A 14,582-nucleotide genomic window follows, 5' to 3' on the forward strand; every position below is an offset into this window, starting at 1 on the left:
AAAATGTTTTTTGTAATATATAAAGTGCGATAAAATCGCTTTGCTATTTAAGCACTCGTTAAAAACGAGCGCAAGCTGCAATCTTTAACCACAGAAGAAACAGAGGTAAGGCACAGAGGGCACGAAGTTTTTAAGTGTAGTGAGTATCTTAATAGGTCTTTGTGGTGAAAAAATATTACTCTTTTTCTCTGTGCAAACATTGTGCACTCTGTGGTAAAATGAAAAAGATTATGCCACTGGCAGCGTAAAACAAAACTTACTACCCTCGCCAAGGGCACTAACCACCCATATTTTCCCCTGTTCGGCTTCGATAAAATCTTTAGAAATGGCCAGGCCTAAACCAGAGCCCGATTTGTTCTGCCCATCGGTTGGTACCTGAAAATAGCGATCGAACAGACGTTTCTGGTATTTCTCTTCTATGCCTTTCCCAAAATCCTGAACCGAAAACTGGATAAACTGATCTTTTTGAAAAACATCGATAATTACCTTCGATTTCTCTGCACTGTAGCGCAGGGCGTTAGACAAAAAGTTAACCATTACCCAGGCTGTTTTTTGAATATCGGCATACACATTTGGCAGGTTTGGATCGCAGTTTAAACTCAGTTGAATAGATTTTTGCTCAGCCTGAAATTTAACGGCCTCAATGGCATACTGTACAATAGCCTCCGGACTGGTAATGGCAAAATTCAGTTTCAGGTTGCCGGTTTCTACCTGCGAAAGATCGAGCAATTCGCTTGTAATTTTCAAAAGCCGGTCGCTATCTTCTTTAATGTGGGTGAGCAATTCCTGCTGTTCTTCGTTCATGTTGCCAACGCGCGAATCATTAAGCAGCTTTAAACTCATTTTAATAGAAGAGAGTGGGGTTTTTAATTCGTGCGAAACCGTGGCGATGAAGTTCGTCTTCGCCTCATCGAGCTCCTTAAATTGAGTAATGTTTTTCAGGATATATACACTGCCGGCTGATTTAGTGGCTGAAATTAAGGTATCATCACCTTGTTCTTCATAATTCGGGATAATAATTTCGCGGTTTTCGAGCTGAAAATAAGATTCCTTATCGTCTGCATAAATTTTTAAGGTATGTTCGTTGGTATCGGGTTTAATAATCCTTTTCAGGAGTTCGTTTTTCTGAACCAGTTCGGTTACATTCTGGCCAATAATTTTATCACCATCCAAACCCATCAGTTTTGCAGCAAGGTGATTTAAAAAGAGTATTTCTCCTTTTTCATTGAGGCCAATGATGGCATCCTGCATTTGCGCAATAATGGCTTCAATGCGTAATTTTTCTGATTTAATGGTAGACAGATTACTGTTTTCCCATTCATTCAGTTTCACCACCATGCCGTTAAATGAGTCGGCCAGTTCGGTAAATTCATCATCATTTTCAAAATGCAGACGTTGTTTATAATTTTTGCGACTAATCTGTTTAATAGCAGCACCGAACTCGGCTAATGGATTAGCCACAAAACCCGGAAAGTTGACGATAAAAGTAAACAGGATAATGAAGCTCAGTGTAGCCGCAATCATGATATAGAGGTTAGCCCTCGATGAAGTTTCGTTGGCGCGCTCATTTTTATCGTATATGGCAGCCAGGTTTACCTGTTCAATCTCGTGTAAAGCAATCCGTATGTTTTTTAAACTATTTCCGTTATTCGCTGCAGCTGATGGATCATTTAATACGTTGTAGGTACTTTGGAGCTTTAAGAAAGCTGTTCTTTCACCTTGTTCGGTAATATTCTGGCTTTCGTTGTTTAAATTTTCTGTAAATGTTAAGCGTTGCGCTTCACTTAAGGGGAAGTTATTTTCGTCTATAACCTTGCGCATGGAAGCTACATATTGCAAGGATTTGTAGTTGTCTTTCAAAATCATTTTCGATTTATCCGAAAGCTCATTCAGGAAGAATAAGGCTATTAAGCCAAAGGATAAGACAATGATGAAGAGAAAGCCGAATCCGAGACGAAGCTTGGTTTTTATTTTCATGGCATTTTTTATTAACCGCAAAGGACGGAAAGTTTTTCGCAAAGGGCTCAAAGGTTTTATCATACATCATGAGCTATTACGTCTTCTCCTCTGCCTTTACCTATTATTCATTTTATTATTTGTTTAATATTTGCTGAGGGGCTGAAGCTTAGTTTATGTAAGGTTTAGCCAGTTTTGTACCATGCTCTTTGCCCTCTGCATTTATTAAGACAGTATCACCAGATCTATTTCCTGGCTGGCTAAATTACGCAACAATTGATTAAAAATTGCCGTTCGGAGAATGACCTGAAAAATATTTAAATGGGGTTTTCCGATGCATATAGTGGTAATTTCCTTTTCGGTAGCGGTATTAATTATGGTTTGGGTAATCTGATTGCTTTTGATCTTAATCACTTCGGCGCCCAGTTCTGTAGCCAGCTTAAAATGGTTGATCAGGTGTCGCTGTTTATCCAGTTTAATGCGGTCTAAACTTTCCGCATCGCTCTGCACGTACAAAACAATCCACGGAGATCGGTAATAGGAGGCCAAACGGGCGGTTTTCCGGATTACTACGCCGGCTGTTTCAGCATTGGATGAAATACAGGCCATAAAACGTTCGGGGCGAAGTTTAATCGATTTGGGAATTTCGGTCTGTATTTTTCTTTCCACCTGATGTACCACTTCTTTGAGGGCCAGTTCGCGGAGCTGTAAAATTTTATCGGCCTGAAAAAAATTACCCAACGCACTTTCGATCTTGGTTTTATCGTAAATCTTGCCTTCTTTTAAGCGGGTAACCAGTTCATCGGCTGTTAAATCGATGTTTACAATTTCATCGGCAATCTGCAATATTTTATCGGGGATGCGTTCAGTAATCTGAATACCGGTTATTTGCTCAACTTCTTCATTTATGCTTTCCAGGTGCTGAATGTTAACTGCCGAAATAACACTGATTCCTGCTTCGAGCAAATCGAAAACATCCTGCCAGCGTTTGGTATTTTTACTGCCTTCTGCATTGGTGTGGGCCAGCTCATCAACAACTACAATTTCGGGGTGACGGTTTAAAATAGCCTGCAAGTCCATTTCATCTATTTCCTTACCCCTGTAAAAGATATTTTTGCGTGCAATTAAAGGCAAGCCAGCTACAAGTGCTTCGGTTTCGGCCCTTTTATGGGTTTCAACATAGCCAATGCAAACATCTATTTCACCACGTAAAAGCGCATGGGCTTCCTGTAGCATCCGGTAGGTTTTGCCTACGCCGGCGCTCATCCCAATGTAGATTTTGAGTTTTCCTCTTCTCGATTTTTTAATCAGCTCGAGGAAATGTTTAACCGAATCTTCTTTTTCTAACATGGTTGTTGATGTAATTGTAATTTAATAATCTATTACCATTGTATAGCTATAATGTGCTCATTTACGAGTACGCACACACACAAGGTGAAAAGAAATACTCCCGAGAGGATCATGACGAGTTTATACAGTTTAGCCCTTTGCATGGCCAGTAGCATTTCTTTTCTGTTATTGCTTAAACGGGTGTAAAGCCGCTTCAGTTTTTCGGCTTTTTTGCGGTGCTTTATAACTATAAAAGCGATACCACTGCCTAAAAGTAGTATGCTGAATAATATTTCGATATATAGTTTCATCTCATTGGAAATTGAGTATCACCCTACAGTTTTGCAATAGGGTGATACAGTTTATTTAAAACGCTACAGCGATACTTGCCGTTAAAGTAGTATTGGCATTTACAGCGTTGCCTTCGCGGCTAAAAATTTTATCCTTACTATCAAAAGTTTTACCTTCTAATCTGATTACTGCATTTGAAATTGGTGCGTAATCTAAGTTGAGCGAATAACCTTTGGTTTTAAAACCATTTGGTGTACCGGTAGTAATAAACACCCCGTTTTTATCTTCATAGTATTCAAGCCGTCCGGCAACAGCCCATTTATCGGCAAATTTGTATTGTGCAATAACCACAGGCGAAAGTATTTCGTTTTTATCGCTGCTACCTTTTGCCTTTTGTTGTGTGCCGTAATCAAAGCCCAGGGTTAAGCCAAATTTATCGGTAACCTGAAAAACACCATAAACATTGTGGTAGAAACGGTTTACACGAACCGAATCAGCACCTTCAGTACCTAAATAATTGCTATAGTTTACCGTAATTTTATCAGTAGGTTTCCAGGTGAGTTGCACGCCTCCGGCAGGTTTATTATTGCCATCAGTACGGGTAATTCTTTGCCATCCATTTAGGTAGAGTAGGGTCGCGGTAAGTTTTCCATCCTGGGTACCGTAGGTAACTTTAGCGCCCGATTCGTAATAAGGGGTATTTTCTGAAGCGATATTCCGGGTAAGTACCCAGCAATCTTTAGAAATTGCACTTTCAAAACCAATGTGTGATGCGAATACCCCGGCATCAATCCACAGGTTTTCGGTTTTGGATAGTTTAACACCTGCGTTGGCTTCGAAGATATTTTTTAACACACCGGGTTCGGCCGAGAGGTTGGCATTGGCATAAGTACCTGCCATTACAGCCAGGTTGGCACGGATATTCCCGCTATCGTAAGCTGCTTTAATGAAACCTAAATTTAAATTTACCTCGTTGGCCCTGTTGTGCGAATATATAAAGGCCGGGCGGTTATGATCTGCTGGTTTGTTAAAGTCGTAGCCGTAATAGGTTTCTAAATAACCGGAGAATTTAACTTTTGGGTCGTTTTGTGCAAATGCACTTAATGTTGCCGTTAATGTGGTAATAAGGGTGATTAATTTTTTCATTTTATTAAGGTGATTGCACCGATTTTTATTGTGATTTAAAGTAATTACCAGCCCGATGGTCATTCCCGAACAGGCGGTAATCTTAATGCATGGGCTTTATGATTGATCAATTAAAGGTTATCTAAAGCCAGGTTTAACTTTAATACATTTACAGATGAGGGGCCAAATAAGCCCATCAATGGTTTTAATGTGTTCATGGCAACCAGTTCTTTTACTTTTTTCTCGTCTATTTTTCTGGCTTTGGCTACCCGGGCAATTTGTATAGCAGCGCCTTGCTCAGAAATATTAGGGTCTAAACCACTGCCTGATGCCGTAACCATATCGGCCGGGATGTCTGATTTCTTAAGTCCGGGATTATATTTTAAAAGGGTATCAATTCTCGACTGAACTTCTTTTAAGTAATCGGGATTGGAAGGGCCTTTGTTCGAACCTGCAGAACCCGCTGCATTGTAAGCTACTGCTGATGGCCGTCCCCAAAAATATTCAGGTTTGGTAAACGACTGACCGAGCATGGCGTAGCCAACTGTTTTTCCTTTTTTGACTATTTTTTCGCCTCCTCCCTTGCCTTTAGCGAATTTACCGGCCAGCGCAATGCTGATGGGATATAGGATGCATAACAATACGATTAATACTAAGGTTAAGCGTATAGATGGTATGATGTACTTTTTCATTTTTTTATAGATTACACTGATTGATATGATTACTGATCTTTTTAAATAAATACACCCACTAACAGATCAATTAACTTAATGCCGATAAAGGGAGCTACAACGCCACCAATGCCATAAATAAAGAGGTTTCTGCGCAGCAATGCCGTAGCGCCAATGGGTTTGTAGGCCACACCTTTTAAAGCCAGTGGAATTAAAATCGGGATGATAATCGCATTAAAAATTACTGCCGACATAATTGCGCTTTCGGGGGTATGAAGTCCCATGATATTCAGGCTTTGCAGGGCCGGTATTGAAGCAATAAACAAGGCTGGCACTATTGCGAAATACTTGGCCACATCGTTGGCAATAGAGAAGGTAGTGAGTGTTCCTCTTGTAATCAGCAATTGTTTGCCAATTTCAACAATCTCGATCAGCTTAGTAGGATCGTTATCCAGATCGACCATGTTGCCCGCTTCTTTTGCAGCCTGGGTACCACTGTTCATGGCTACACCAACATCGGCTTGGGCCAGGGCCGGTGCATCATTTGTGCCATCGCCCATCATAGCCACCAGTTTACCTAAAGCCTGTTCGTCTTTAATGTAATTCATTTTATCTTCAGGCTTGGCCTCGGCAATAAAATCATCTACACCCGCTTTTTCGGCAATGTATTTGGCCGTAAGCGGATTATCGCCGGTAACCATTACTGTTTTAACACCCATTTTACGCAACCGTTCAAAACGTTCGCTAATACCTGGTTTAATAATGTCCTGTAATTCGATTACACCCAGGGCCCTTTCGTTTTCGGCTACTACCAGCGGGGTACCACCATTAGTGGCAATACTTTTAACATGGTCTTCAATATCAGAAGGGAAGATGTTTCCAGCTTTTTCCACAATATTCCTGATCGAATCGAAAGCCCCTTTTCTGATCCGGCGACCATCTTTGGTATCCAGTCCGCTGGAGCGTGTTTCGGCTGTAAATTTGATAAAGGTCGAACCTTCGGGGGTAGTTAAACTTTTAAAACCTTGCTCTGCGGCCAGTTCGATAATCGATTTGCCTTCAGGGGTTTCGTCGGCTAACGAACTCAATACACAAGCATCGGTAAAATCTTTAATGATCACGCCGGCAGTAGGGTAGAAGTTGGTTGCCTTACGGTTACCAATGGTGATAGTTCCGGTTTTATCTAGAAGTAAAACATCGATATCACCTGCGGTTTCTACTGCTTTACCCGATTTGGTAATTACGTTAGCCCTCAAAGCCCTGTCCATACCGGCAATACCAATAGCAGAAAGTAAACCGCCAATAGTAGTCGGAATTAAACACACAAACAGCGAAATTAAAGCTGCAATGGTGATGGGGGTATTGGCATAATCGGCAAATGGTTTTAAGGTAACGCAAACGATAATGAATACCAGGGTGAAACTGGCCAAAAGAATGGTTAAAGCGATTTCATTAGGTGTTTTCTGGCGCGAAGCACCTTCAACCAGGGCGATCATTTTGTCCAGAAAGCTTTCGCCAGGTGCAGTGCTTACTTTAACTTTAATCTCGTCTGATAAAACCTTTGTACCTCCGGTTACGGATGATTTATCGCCACCCGACTCACGGATTACAGGAGCTGATTCGCCGGTAATGGCCGATTCATCAATGGTAGCAATACCTTCAATAATTTCGCCATCAGTTGGGATGATATCGCCGGTTTCACAGATGAAAATATCGCCTTTCTGCAAGCGGCTTGAAGAACGGATTTCGGTTGTTCCGTTGCTTAGCAATACTTTCGCCGGTGTTTCTTCTCTGGTTTTGCGCAAGCTGTCGGCCTGGGCTTTACCTCTGGCTTCGGCAATGGCCTCGGCAAAATTGGCAAAGAGAACAGTGAGCAATAACACCAAAAAGATGAAGAAGTTGTACAGTGCTGAGCCTTGTTCGCTATGGCTAAAAGAATATACCGTTACGTAAGCCATTACCAGGGTGCCGATTTCGACTGTAAACATAACAGGATTGCGCACCATTACCCGTGGATCGAGTTTGATGAAAGATTGTTTTAATGCAGTTTGCACTAAAGCAGGTTCGAACAATTTATTATTGGGTTTCATTTTTTTATTTTTTATGTGATGACACTGATTGGAGTGATTTCACAGATTTGTTTATGTATGTAAGGCGTTTGATGGAAGAAAGATGAAGGGCGTATGTTCCATCTTCCATCTCACATTTACCATAATTTATTTAAGCATGGTAAAATATTCTGCCAGCGGACCTAAAGCCAAAGCCGGGAAGTATGAAAGTGCATTTAATACGAGGATTACGGCAAAAGTCATGAGGGCAAATGTTTTGGTATCGGTTTTTAACGTACCTGCCGATTCGGGGATGAACTTTTTACCTGCAAGTAAACCAGCAATAGCTACCGGACCGATAATTGGTAAGAAACGGCCAAGGAAGATGATTACCCCGGTTAAAACGTTCCAGAAAATATTATTGTCGCCCAGTCCTTCAAATCCCGAACCATTGTTGGCATTAGATGAGGTTACTTCGTACAGCATTTCAGAAAAGCCATGGAATCCGGGGTTGTTTAACCAGGCTTTAGGCTGCACTGCCCAGGCGGCATTACCGTGGTTGGTAAATACATAACTGGCAATTGCGGTTCCGGCGAGGATTAAAAAAGGACTTAGCAGCGTAATTAGTGCGGCAATCTTAATTTCGCGGGCTTCTACCTTATGGCCTAAGAATTCGGGAGTACGGCCAACCATCAGTCCTGAAATGAATACCGCAATAATTAAATAAACGAAATAGTTTAACAAACCTACACCGCAACCGCCGTAAATGGCGTTAATCATCATGGCCAGTAACTGCCATAAACCTGTAAGCGGCATGGTGCTGTCGTGCATTCCATTAACCGATCCGGTAGAAATTACAGTGGTTAAAGTACTCCAGTAAGCTGTAGCAGCCGGACCAAGTCTTACTTCTTTGCCTTCCATAGCGCCTGTAGCCTGCGAAATGCCCATTTTGGCAATGGCCGGATTTCCACCCAATTCTGACGATAGCGTCGGGATCATCAGCATAAATAAGCCAATAGTCATCACACCGAATATTGTCCAGGCCAGTTTTCTCCTGCGAATGAAATAACCAAAGGCGATAATCATGGCGATTGGAATAATGGTTTGGGCAATCACCTCAACCATATTGGTTAAGTAGCTTGGGTTTTCGAATGGGTGGGCAGAATTTGCACCAAAATACCCACCACCATTCGTGCCCAGGTGTTTTATGGCTATCATTTGTGCAGCGGGCCCGCGCGAAACGTTTACGGTATCGCCCTGTACCGAAATAAACTGATCCTTGCCTTCGTAACTTGCCGGTGTGCCGTTAAAGGTTAAAATCAAAGCTACAATAACTGATAGTGGAAGTAATAAACGCGTAATGGACTTTACAAAAAACTCCCAGAAGTTACCGAGCTGGGTTGCTGTTTTATCTCTGAAAGCTTTAAACAGTACTACTGCTGCGGCGATGCCCGTTGCGGCACTCACAAACTGCAGGAACATGAGTACAAACTGCTGGGTGAGATAACTTACGCCACTTTCGCCCGAATAATGTTGCAGGTTACAGTTGGCCACAAAGCTGATGATGGTATTAAAAGCCAGATCAGGTGTCATTCCGGGGTTTCCATCCGGATTAAAAGGCAGTTTATCCTGAAATATCAATACAAAAAAGCCATATACCAGCCAAAGGAGGTTGATGGTGAGCAGGGCTTTTAACTGTTGTTTCCAGTTCATCTGTTCTTTAACGTTGATGCCTGAAAGTTTATAAATTCCGTTTTCGAGCGGTTTTAAAAAGTCTGTCCAAACTTTTTCTCCTGCAAAAACCTTAGCCAGGTATTTACCTAAAGGGATGGCAATAATTAAGGTAAGCAGGAAGGTGGCGATAATGCCAATTAATTCAGTGTTCATTTTTTTGTTTTTTAATTTCCCTTTAAGGGTAAGGGGTTAAAATTTTTCGGGTTTAATCAACACGTAAATCATATAGATAAATACGGCGATAGAGATGATAAATAGTGCTAACATGTTTTTCAGATTTTTTCGAACCAGTCGATAGAGCGGTAGGTTGCCCAGCAGAGCAGGATCAGGATTAGAAATAGGATAATTGTCATAACTTAAATGATTAATGATATCGCTATTGCCAAAGCCTGTGCCGTAGAAGATGTTTTTTTTGTAAGATGTTTATTTATAGTTGTTTGCGTTGTTTTCTGCCTGTTTGAAAAAATTTTAACACAAAAAAACCCTTCCGTTTTGGAAGGGTTTTTTTCAAAAAAGAATGATTTTGGTGAGGTTATTTAAACTGTCCTTCGGTATGTAACAGCTTAAAAAAATCATTGAGTTTAGAGCCCAGCGATTTTTCAAAAGACGCTTGCATATCTTCCGGTGTTGGGTGTTTGTTTTTCCATTCATTAAAATATGTTTTAAAAGCGAGGTCAATTTTATCTCTGCCAACAGCAGATTCTAATAAATATAACCAAATTGCTGTTTTCATATACGAAATCAATCCATATTCATCAGAGGTAGAAAAATTAGCTGCAGGTGTTTCAATAGCAGATTTCATCGGGATATTTGACAGCGCTCCATAAATACTCGTTAGAAATTTATCCGTTGGAAGTTCTTTTACCTGTGCAGGTATTGCATCTCCAAAAATTGAGTTGGTTTTGTACTTCTCAGCCTCATATCTAAATTGGAAATAGGTATTTAAGCCCTCATCCTGCCAGGTATGCATTCTTTCATTACTGCCCAGCATACTCATAAACCAATTGTGACCAACCTCATGCGTAATTACTGCGTCCAAACTGGTTGCCTTTGCATCGGGACTGGTAATCAAAGTAATTGTAGGGTACTCCATTCCACCACTGGTGTTATTTTTAGGTCCTTCAATTGCCTGTACAACCGGATATTCATATTCGCCAATCCACGCACTATATTTTCTGGTGGCATCTTTAATGTAATCGATACTGTTAACCCAAAGCGATTTCTTTTTATTGTGATAATAACTAAAAGCATCTATTGTTTTTCCGGAGGCCAGTTTTACTGTGTCATATTGTATAATCAGGTCTTTATCGGCAAACCAGGCAAAGTCAGGTACGTTGTTAATGGCATAACTAATCTTTTTTGTTCCGGTTCTTGGTTCATACAGAAAGGGTTTACCTTCTCTGTTGGCTGTATTCTTTGTTCCTATCGATTTATAGATTTCAAGCTCATCGGCATTTTGCATTACACCTGTTGCGGCTAAAACATATGATGCAGGTAAGGTAATGTTTACCCGGTAATCGCCATATTCACTATAAAATTCGCCCATATCGAGATATGGGAATTCGTGCCAGCCATCTTTATCAAAAACTGCAGGCTTAGGGTACCATTGAGTTACCATAAATTGAGTTTCTGCATATCCTGAACGGGAAAAATAGCTGGGCAGCTTAACCTTAAAGTCAGAATTGATGGTTATTGAATCGCCAGGTTTTAATGGCGAAGGGAGTAATACCTTAATAACATCTATGTATTGGGGATTGGGGTGCGTCTCTGTTTTGGCATTTGCTCCGTTTATTTTAAAACTAAGATCCTCCATGCTTCCATAGGTGTAATTAGTTAATTTCTTTTTTCGGGAGGGATCGTTTTTTATTTGTTGAAACATTGCTGTGTTTTCATTTTTATAGGCATTGGGCCATATATGAAACCAGATAAATTCCAATGTTGAGGGCGAATTGTTTTTGTAAACAATCGTTTCTGTACCGGTTAACGATTTTTCGGTATCGTTCAGTGATACATCGATGTTATAGGTAAGGTGTTGTTGCCAATAACCTTCCTGCGCAAAAATAGAAAGTGAAATGAATGAGAGTAATAGCGTTAAAATATTTTTTTTCATATCTGTTTTTTAAACTACCAAATAAGCAAAAAAATAACTGATACTAAAATACTCCCGAAAGTTTATTGTTATAGCATTTATTAAAGGAGGTTACTATTCAATAGACTTGAAGCCTTAGCCCATTAAAGCACAAGTATTAAAAAAGAATAAACTTATCGATTTGTTCGTTCGTAAACTTAACTGTATCTTCTTTAATTAAATTTCCATCTGCATCCAGTTCGGTTTTAATGTTGGGGATATGGAGGCGCAAGGGTAAAATATTTAAATGGATGTAATGGCATACGCCTGTAAAGTGATCAACGCCGCGAATATTGCCATATTTACCGGATGAAATGCCTACTAAAGCCGTTTTTTTATCGTAAAAACTATCGGGGAAATTACAGGCATCGATCAGCACTTTCAGCACACCGGGGTAGCTGCCATTGTATTCGGGCATCACGAAAATGAATTTTTGGGTCTCATTAATCATATCCTGGATTTTCTGGAAAGCTTCAGATCTTTTGCCATACATATCCGTATTGAGCACATCAATAGGCAGGTGCTCCAAACTGAAAACAGTAGCTTCAACACCTTTTTCTTTTAGTTGCTTTTGGTAATATTTGGCAACTTTTAACGTATTGCTATTGTACCTGTTGGTAGCGGCTATTATTGTAATCATGGATAATTGTTAATAAGATGTTCAAAACCCGAATGCGCTTGTTGCTAAAATTGCCATATAGTTTGTATCTTAGCTGATTGTGAAAAAGGCCGTAAACAACGCAAAAATAGAACTTTTTGCCAATTAATAACACAGCCCCAGTAAACGTTAAGTAAATTTCTGATACATAGATGAGCAAAATTATTGCATTAGCAAATCAAAAAGGTGGTGTTGGTAAAACAACTTCATCAATAAACCTGGCTGCGAGTTTAGCCGTACTAGAATATAAAACTTTGTTAGTTGATGCCGATCCACAGGCAAACTCAACATCCGGTATCGGTTTCGATCCACGGAATATAAAAGATAGTATTTATGAGTGTATTATTAACGATATCGACCCTTTACAGGCGATACAAAAAACAGATACACCCAATTTAGATTTATTACCAGCACACATCGATTTAGTGGGTGCGGAGATTGAAATGATTAACCTGAACAACCGTGAGTACAAAATGAAAGCGGTTTTGGAGAAAATTAAAGATCAGTACGATTTTATCATTATTGATTGTTCTCCTTCATTGGGTTTAATTACCATTAATGCATTAACAGCTGCCGATTCGGTAATTATTCCGGTTCAGTGCGAGTATTTCGCCCTAGAAGGTTTGGGTAAATTGTTAAATACCATTAAAATTGTACAGAACCGTTTAAATACCAATCTGGAAATTGAAGGTATTTTATTAACCATGTACGATGTACGTTTACGTTTATCGAACCAGGTAGTAGAAGAAGTTAAAACACACTTTAATGAACTGGTTTTCGAAACCATTATTCAGCGTAACACCCGTTTAAGTGAGGCTCCGAGTTACGGCGTTTCGGTAATTATGCACGATGCAAACTGTAAAGGCGCCATTAACTACCTTAACCTTGCCCGCGAAATTGTAAAAAAGAACGGTTTGTTAAGAGAAGAAGAAAATATTGGAACAGCAACTTTATAAATTATAGATGACATCTTTTCAGCGAAAAACAGGTTTAGGAAGAGGGCTAAGTGCGCTTTTAGATGATAGCGAAGCTGCTCATCCACCCAAACAGCAGGTAAATGCTGTGAGCGAAACCGAGCAGGTAAGCAATATCAGTCATGTAAATTTAACCGAAGTTGAAACCAACCCTTATCAGCCACGTACCGAATTTGATCAGGTTGCTTTAAATGAGCTTGCCGATTCGATCAAAGTTCAGGGCTTGATTCAGCCAATTACCGTTAGGAAACTTGGCGCAAACAAATATCAGTTAATTTCAGGTGAGCGCAGGTTCAGGGCTTCGAAACTGGCTGGCTTAACCCAAATTCCGGCTTATATCCGCAGTGCCAACGATCAGCAAATGCTGGAAATGGCATTGATCGAAAATATCCAGAGAGAAAATTTAAATGCCATTGAGGTGGCTTTAAGTTTCCAAAGGATGATTGATGAAGTGGGTTTAAAGCAAGAACAACTGGGCGAGCGCGTAGGTAAAAACCGTACCACAGTAACCAACTACTTGCGTTTGCTAAAGCTTCCACCGGCAATTCAGGCTTCTATCCGCGATCAGCGGATTTCGATGGGGCATGCCCGTGCATTAATTAATGTAGACGGCGTAGACAGACAATTATATATCCATCAGGAAATTCTCGAAAAAGGCCTTTCTGTACGTAAAGTAGAAGAACTGGTGCGGAACCTGCAGCAGGTACCTTTAAAAGCAACGGATAAGCCAAAAGTTAAGGCAGTTTCTTTCCAATACCAAAAACTGCAAGACGATCTGGCCTCTAAATTTGCAACCCGGGTAAAATTAAAAGTTGCCCAAAATGGTAAAGGAGCAATTGAAATTCCATTTATGAGTGACGACGACCTGAACCGGATTTTAGAATTATTAGACTGGTAATGCAAAAAACGAAGCTTTTAATACTGGTTTCTTTATTTACATTTTTGATTGTAAACCTGGCTAATGCACAGGTGAAGGATACTACTGTATTAAAACCAGCCGATACCACTAAAACCAAATTGGTTACGCCAATTGGTAAGGGAGGAGCAAAGCAACCGGTAACCCGTCAGGATTCGATGAAAGCCAAATACGTTAATCCAGGCAAAGTTGCGGGTAGAAAAGCGGTTTTCAGATCAATGATTATACCTGGTTGGGGGCAATTGTATAATATGCAGTTACTTAACGATGGTTACGGAACCAGGGCTGGTAAAAGCCAGTTTTGGCAAAAAATTTATACAGGTGGCAAAATTGCAGCTATTTATGGTGGTATTACGGTACTTACCATGTCGTATATCGAAAGCACCAAGCAATATAATTTATCGTTAAAAGAGCTTCAGTATCGCGATTCGCATAATGGTGAATTTGATCCAACAGGTCCTTTTGGTGCCAGATATTCAACCTCTGGTATAACCTTACGTAAAGATACGTATAGAAGAAACAGGCAAATTGTGCTGTTTTCTTATGGTCTGGTCTATTTTGCCAATATTGTAGATGCTTATGTTGCCGCGCGACTGCATTTCTTTAACATAGACGACAATCTGGGTACAGTTAAGATTATGCCATCTATGATTAACACCAACAGTGTATATGGTTTTAATGCCACGCCTGCACTAAAATTATCCCTTACTTTTTAACCTCAACAAACGATCATGATATTACCAACATTAATC

At 40.2% G+C, this 14,582-nt stretch carries 14 protein-coding genes; 4 read left to right on the top strand and 10 right to left on the bottom strand.

Going from position 1 to position 14,582, the window contains the following annotated elements; all coding sequences use genetic code 11:
* Positions 1–228: 228 nt before the first annotated feature.
* From BLR37_RS07130 to BLR37_RS25735, 8 genes are all read right to left on the bottom strand, one after another.
* Entirely contained in the window at positions 229–1,977 is a 1,749-nt protein-coding gene (locus tag BLR37_RS07130) for an ATP-binding protein (RefSeq protein ID WP_090766361.1), read from the bottom strand.
* Between the two features lie 204 nt (positions 1,978–2,181).
* On the bottom strand, positions 2,182–3,306 hold the full coding sequence (locus BLR37_RS07135) for a sensor protein KdpD (RefSeq protein ID WP_090766364.1): 1,125 nt from the start codon (positions 3,304–3,306) through the stop codon (positions 2,182–2,184).
* 32 nt (positions 3,307–3,338) lie between these two features.
* Positions 3,339–3,596, bottom strand: coding sequence for a hypothetical protein (locus BLR37_RS07140; protein ID WP_090766367.1), 258 nt, complete (start codon positions 3,594–3,596; stop codon positions 3,339–3,341).
* Between the two features lie 55 nt (positions 3,597–3,651).
* Positions 3,652–4,722 (bottom strand): porin, encoded by a 1,071-nt coding sequence (locus BLR37_RS07145; protein WP_090766589.1) that lies wholly within the window; start codon positions 4,720–4,722, stop codon positions 3,652–3,654.
* A gap of 110 nt (positions 4,723–4,832) precedes the next feature.
* Positions 4,833–5,393 (bottom strand): K(+)-transporting ATPase subunit C, encoded by a 561-nt coding sequence (locus BLR37_RS07150; RefSeq protein WP_090766372.1) that lies wholly within the window; start codon positions 5,391–5,393, stop codon positions 4,833–4,835.
* 41 nt (positions 5,394–5,434) lie between these two features.
* Positions 5,435–7,462, bottom strand: a complete 2,028-nt coding sequence (gene kdpB / locus BLR37_RS07155) for a potassium-transporting ATPase subunit KdpB (protein WP_090766375.1) — start codon at positions 7,460–7,462, stop codon at positions 5,435–5,437.
* A gap of 126 nt (positions 7,463–7,588) precedes the next feature.
* Positions 7,589–9,307, bottom strand: a complete 1,719-nt coding sequence (kdpA, locus tag BLR37_RS07160; RefSeq protein ID WP_090766378.1) for a potassium-transporting ATPase subunit KdpA — start codon at positions 9,305–9,307, stop codon at positions 7,589–7,591.
* A gap of 36 nt (positions 9,308–9,343) precedes the next feature.
* The gene (locus tag BLR37_RS25735) at positions 9,344–9,421 is read right to left on the bottom strand and encodes a potassium-transporting ATPase subunit F (protein WP_090766592.1); all 78 of its coding nucleotides are present in this window, start codon (positions 9,419–9,421) and stop codon (positions 9,344–9,346) included.
* Positions 9,422–9,514: 93 nt separating this feature from the next.
* On the opposite strand from BLR37_RS25735, the gene BLR37_RS07170 reads away from it, so the two are divergent.
* A complete protein-coding gene (locus tag BLR37_RS07170) occupies positions 9,515–9,694 on the top strand; it encodes a hypothetical protein (RefSeq protein WP_090766381.1) in 180 nt (59 codons plus the stop codon).
* Here the strand turns inward: BLR37_RS07170 and BLR37_RS07175 are convergent.
* Entirely contained in the window at positions 9,687–11,264 is a 1,578-nt protein-coding gene (locus BLR37_RS07175; RefSeq protein WP_090766384.1) for a M1 family metallopeptidase, read from the bottom strand. The genes BLR37_RS07170 and BLR37_RS07175 overlap by 8 nt on opposite strands.
* A 136-nt stretch (positions 11,265–11,400) precedes the next feature.
* A complete protein-coding gene (locus BLR37_RS07180; RefSeq protein WP_090766387.1) occupies positions 11,401–11,922 on the bottom strand; it encodes an NADPH-dependent FMN reductase in 522 nt (173 codons plus the stop codon).
* Positions 11,923–12,092: 170 nt separating this feature from the next.
* On the opposite strand from BLR37_RS07180, the gene BLR37_RS07185 reads away from it, so the two are divergent.
* Genes BLR37_RS07185 through BLR37_RS07195 form a run of 3 tightly spaced genes read left to right on the top strand, consistent with a single transcriptional unit; the run spans position 12,093 to position 14,546 of the window.
* The gene (locus BLR37_RS07185; protein WP_039479934.1) at positions 12,093–12,896 is read left to right on the top strand and encodes a ParA family protein; all 804 of its coding nucleotides are present in this window, start codon (positions 12,093–12,095) and stop codon (positions 12,894–12,896) included.
* A gap of 7 nt (positions 12,897–12,903) precedes the next feature.
* Positions 12,904–13,812, top strand: a complete 909-nt coding sequence (locus tag BLR37_RS07190; protein WP_090766390.1) for a ParB/RepB/Spo0J family partition protein — start codon at positions 12,904–12,906, stop codon at positions 13,810–13,812.
* Positions 13,812–14,546 (top strand): DUF5683 domain-containing protein, encoded by a 735-nt coding sequence (locus BLR37_RS07195; protein ID WP_090766392.1) that lies wholly within the window; start codon positions 13,812–13,814, stop codon positions 14,544–14,546. Before BLR37_RS07190 ends, BLR37_RS07195 begins: the two co-directional genes overlap by 1 nt.
* Positions 14,547–14,582 lie beyond the last annotated feature (36 nt).

This window comes from Pedobacter soli (assembly GCF_900101435.1).
Lineage (GTDB): Bacteria > Bacteroidota > Bacteroidia > Sphingobacteriales > Sphingobacteriaceae > Pedobacter > Pedobacter soli.

Bases quoted from the DNA above. Each gene is read 5' to 3' on its own strand.
- BLR37_RS07130 (WP_090766361.1), bottom strand. From the start codon at position 1,977: ATGAAAATAAAAACCAAGCTTCGTCTCGGATTCGGCTTTCTCTTCATC.
- BLR37_RS07135 (WP_090766364.1), bottom strand. From the start codon at position 3,306: ATGTTAGAAAAAGAAGATTCGGTTAAACATTTCCTCGAGCTGATTAAA.
- BLR37_RS07140 (WP_090766367.1), bottom strand. From the start codon at position 3,596: ATGAAACTATATATCGAAATATTATTCAGCATACTACTTTTAGGCAGT.
- BLR37_RS07145 (WP_090766589.1), bottom strand. From the start codon at position 4,722: ATGAAAAAATTAATCACCCTTATTACCACATTAACGGCAACATTAAGT.
- BLR37_RS07150 (WP_090766372.1), bottom strand. From the start codon at position 5,393: ATGAAAAAGTACATCATACCATCTATACGCTTAACCTTAGTATTAATC.
- kdpB (WP_090766375.1), bottom strand. From the start codon at position 7,462: ATGAAACCCAATAATAAATTGTTCGAACCTGCTTTAGTGCAAACTGCA.
- kdpA (WP_090766378.1), bottom strand. From the start codon at position 9,307: ATGAACACTGAATTAATTGGCATTATCGCCACCTTCCTGCTTACCTTA.
- BLR37_RS25735 (WP_090766592.1), bottom strand. From the start codon at position 9,421: ATGTTAGCACTATTTATCATCTCTATCGCCGTATTTATCTATATGATT.
- BLR37_RS07170 (WP_090766381.1), top strand. From the start codon at position 9,515: ATGATTAATGATATCGCTATTGCCAAAGCCTGTGCCGTAGAAGATGTT.
- BLR37_RS07175 (WP_090766384.1), bottom strand. From the start codon at position 11,264: ATGAAAAAAAATATTTTAACGCTATTACTCTCATTCATTTCACTTTCT.
- BLR37_RS07180 (WP_090766387.1), bottom strand. From the start codon at position 11,922: ATGATTACAATAATAGCCGCTACCAACAGGTACAATAGCAATACGTTA.
- BLR37_RS07185 (WP_039479934.1), top strand. From the start codon at position 12,093: ATGAGCAAAATTATTGCATTAGCAAATCAAAAAGGTGGTGTTGGTAAA.
- BLR37_RS07190 (WP_090766390.1), top strand. From the start codon at position 12,904: ATGACATCTTTTCAGCGAAAAACAGGTTTAGGAAGAGGGCTAAGTGCG.
- BLR37_RS07195 (WP_090766392.1), top strand. From the start codon at position 13,812: ATGCAAAAAACGAAGCTTTTAATACTGGTTTCTTTATTTACATTTTTG.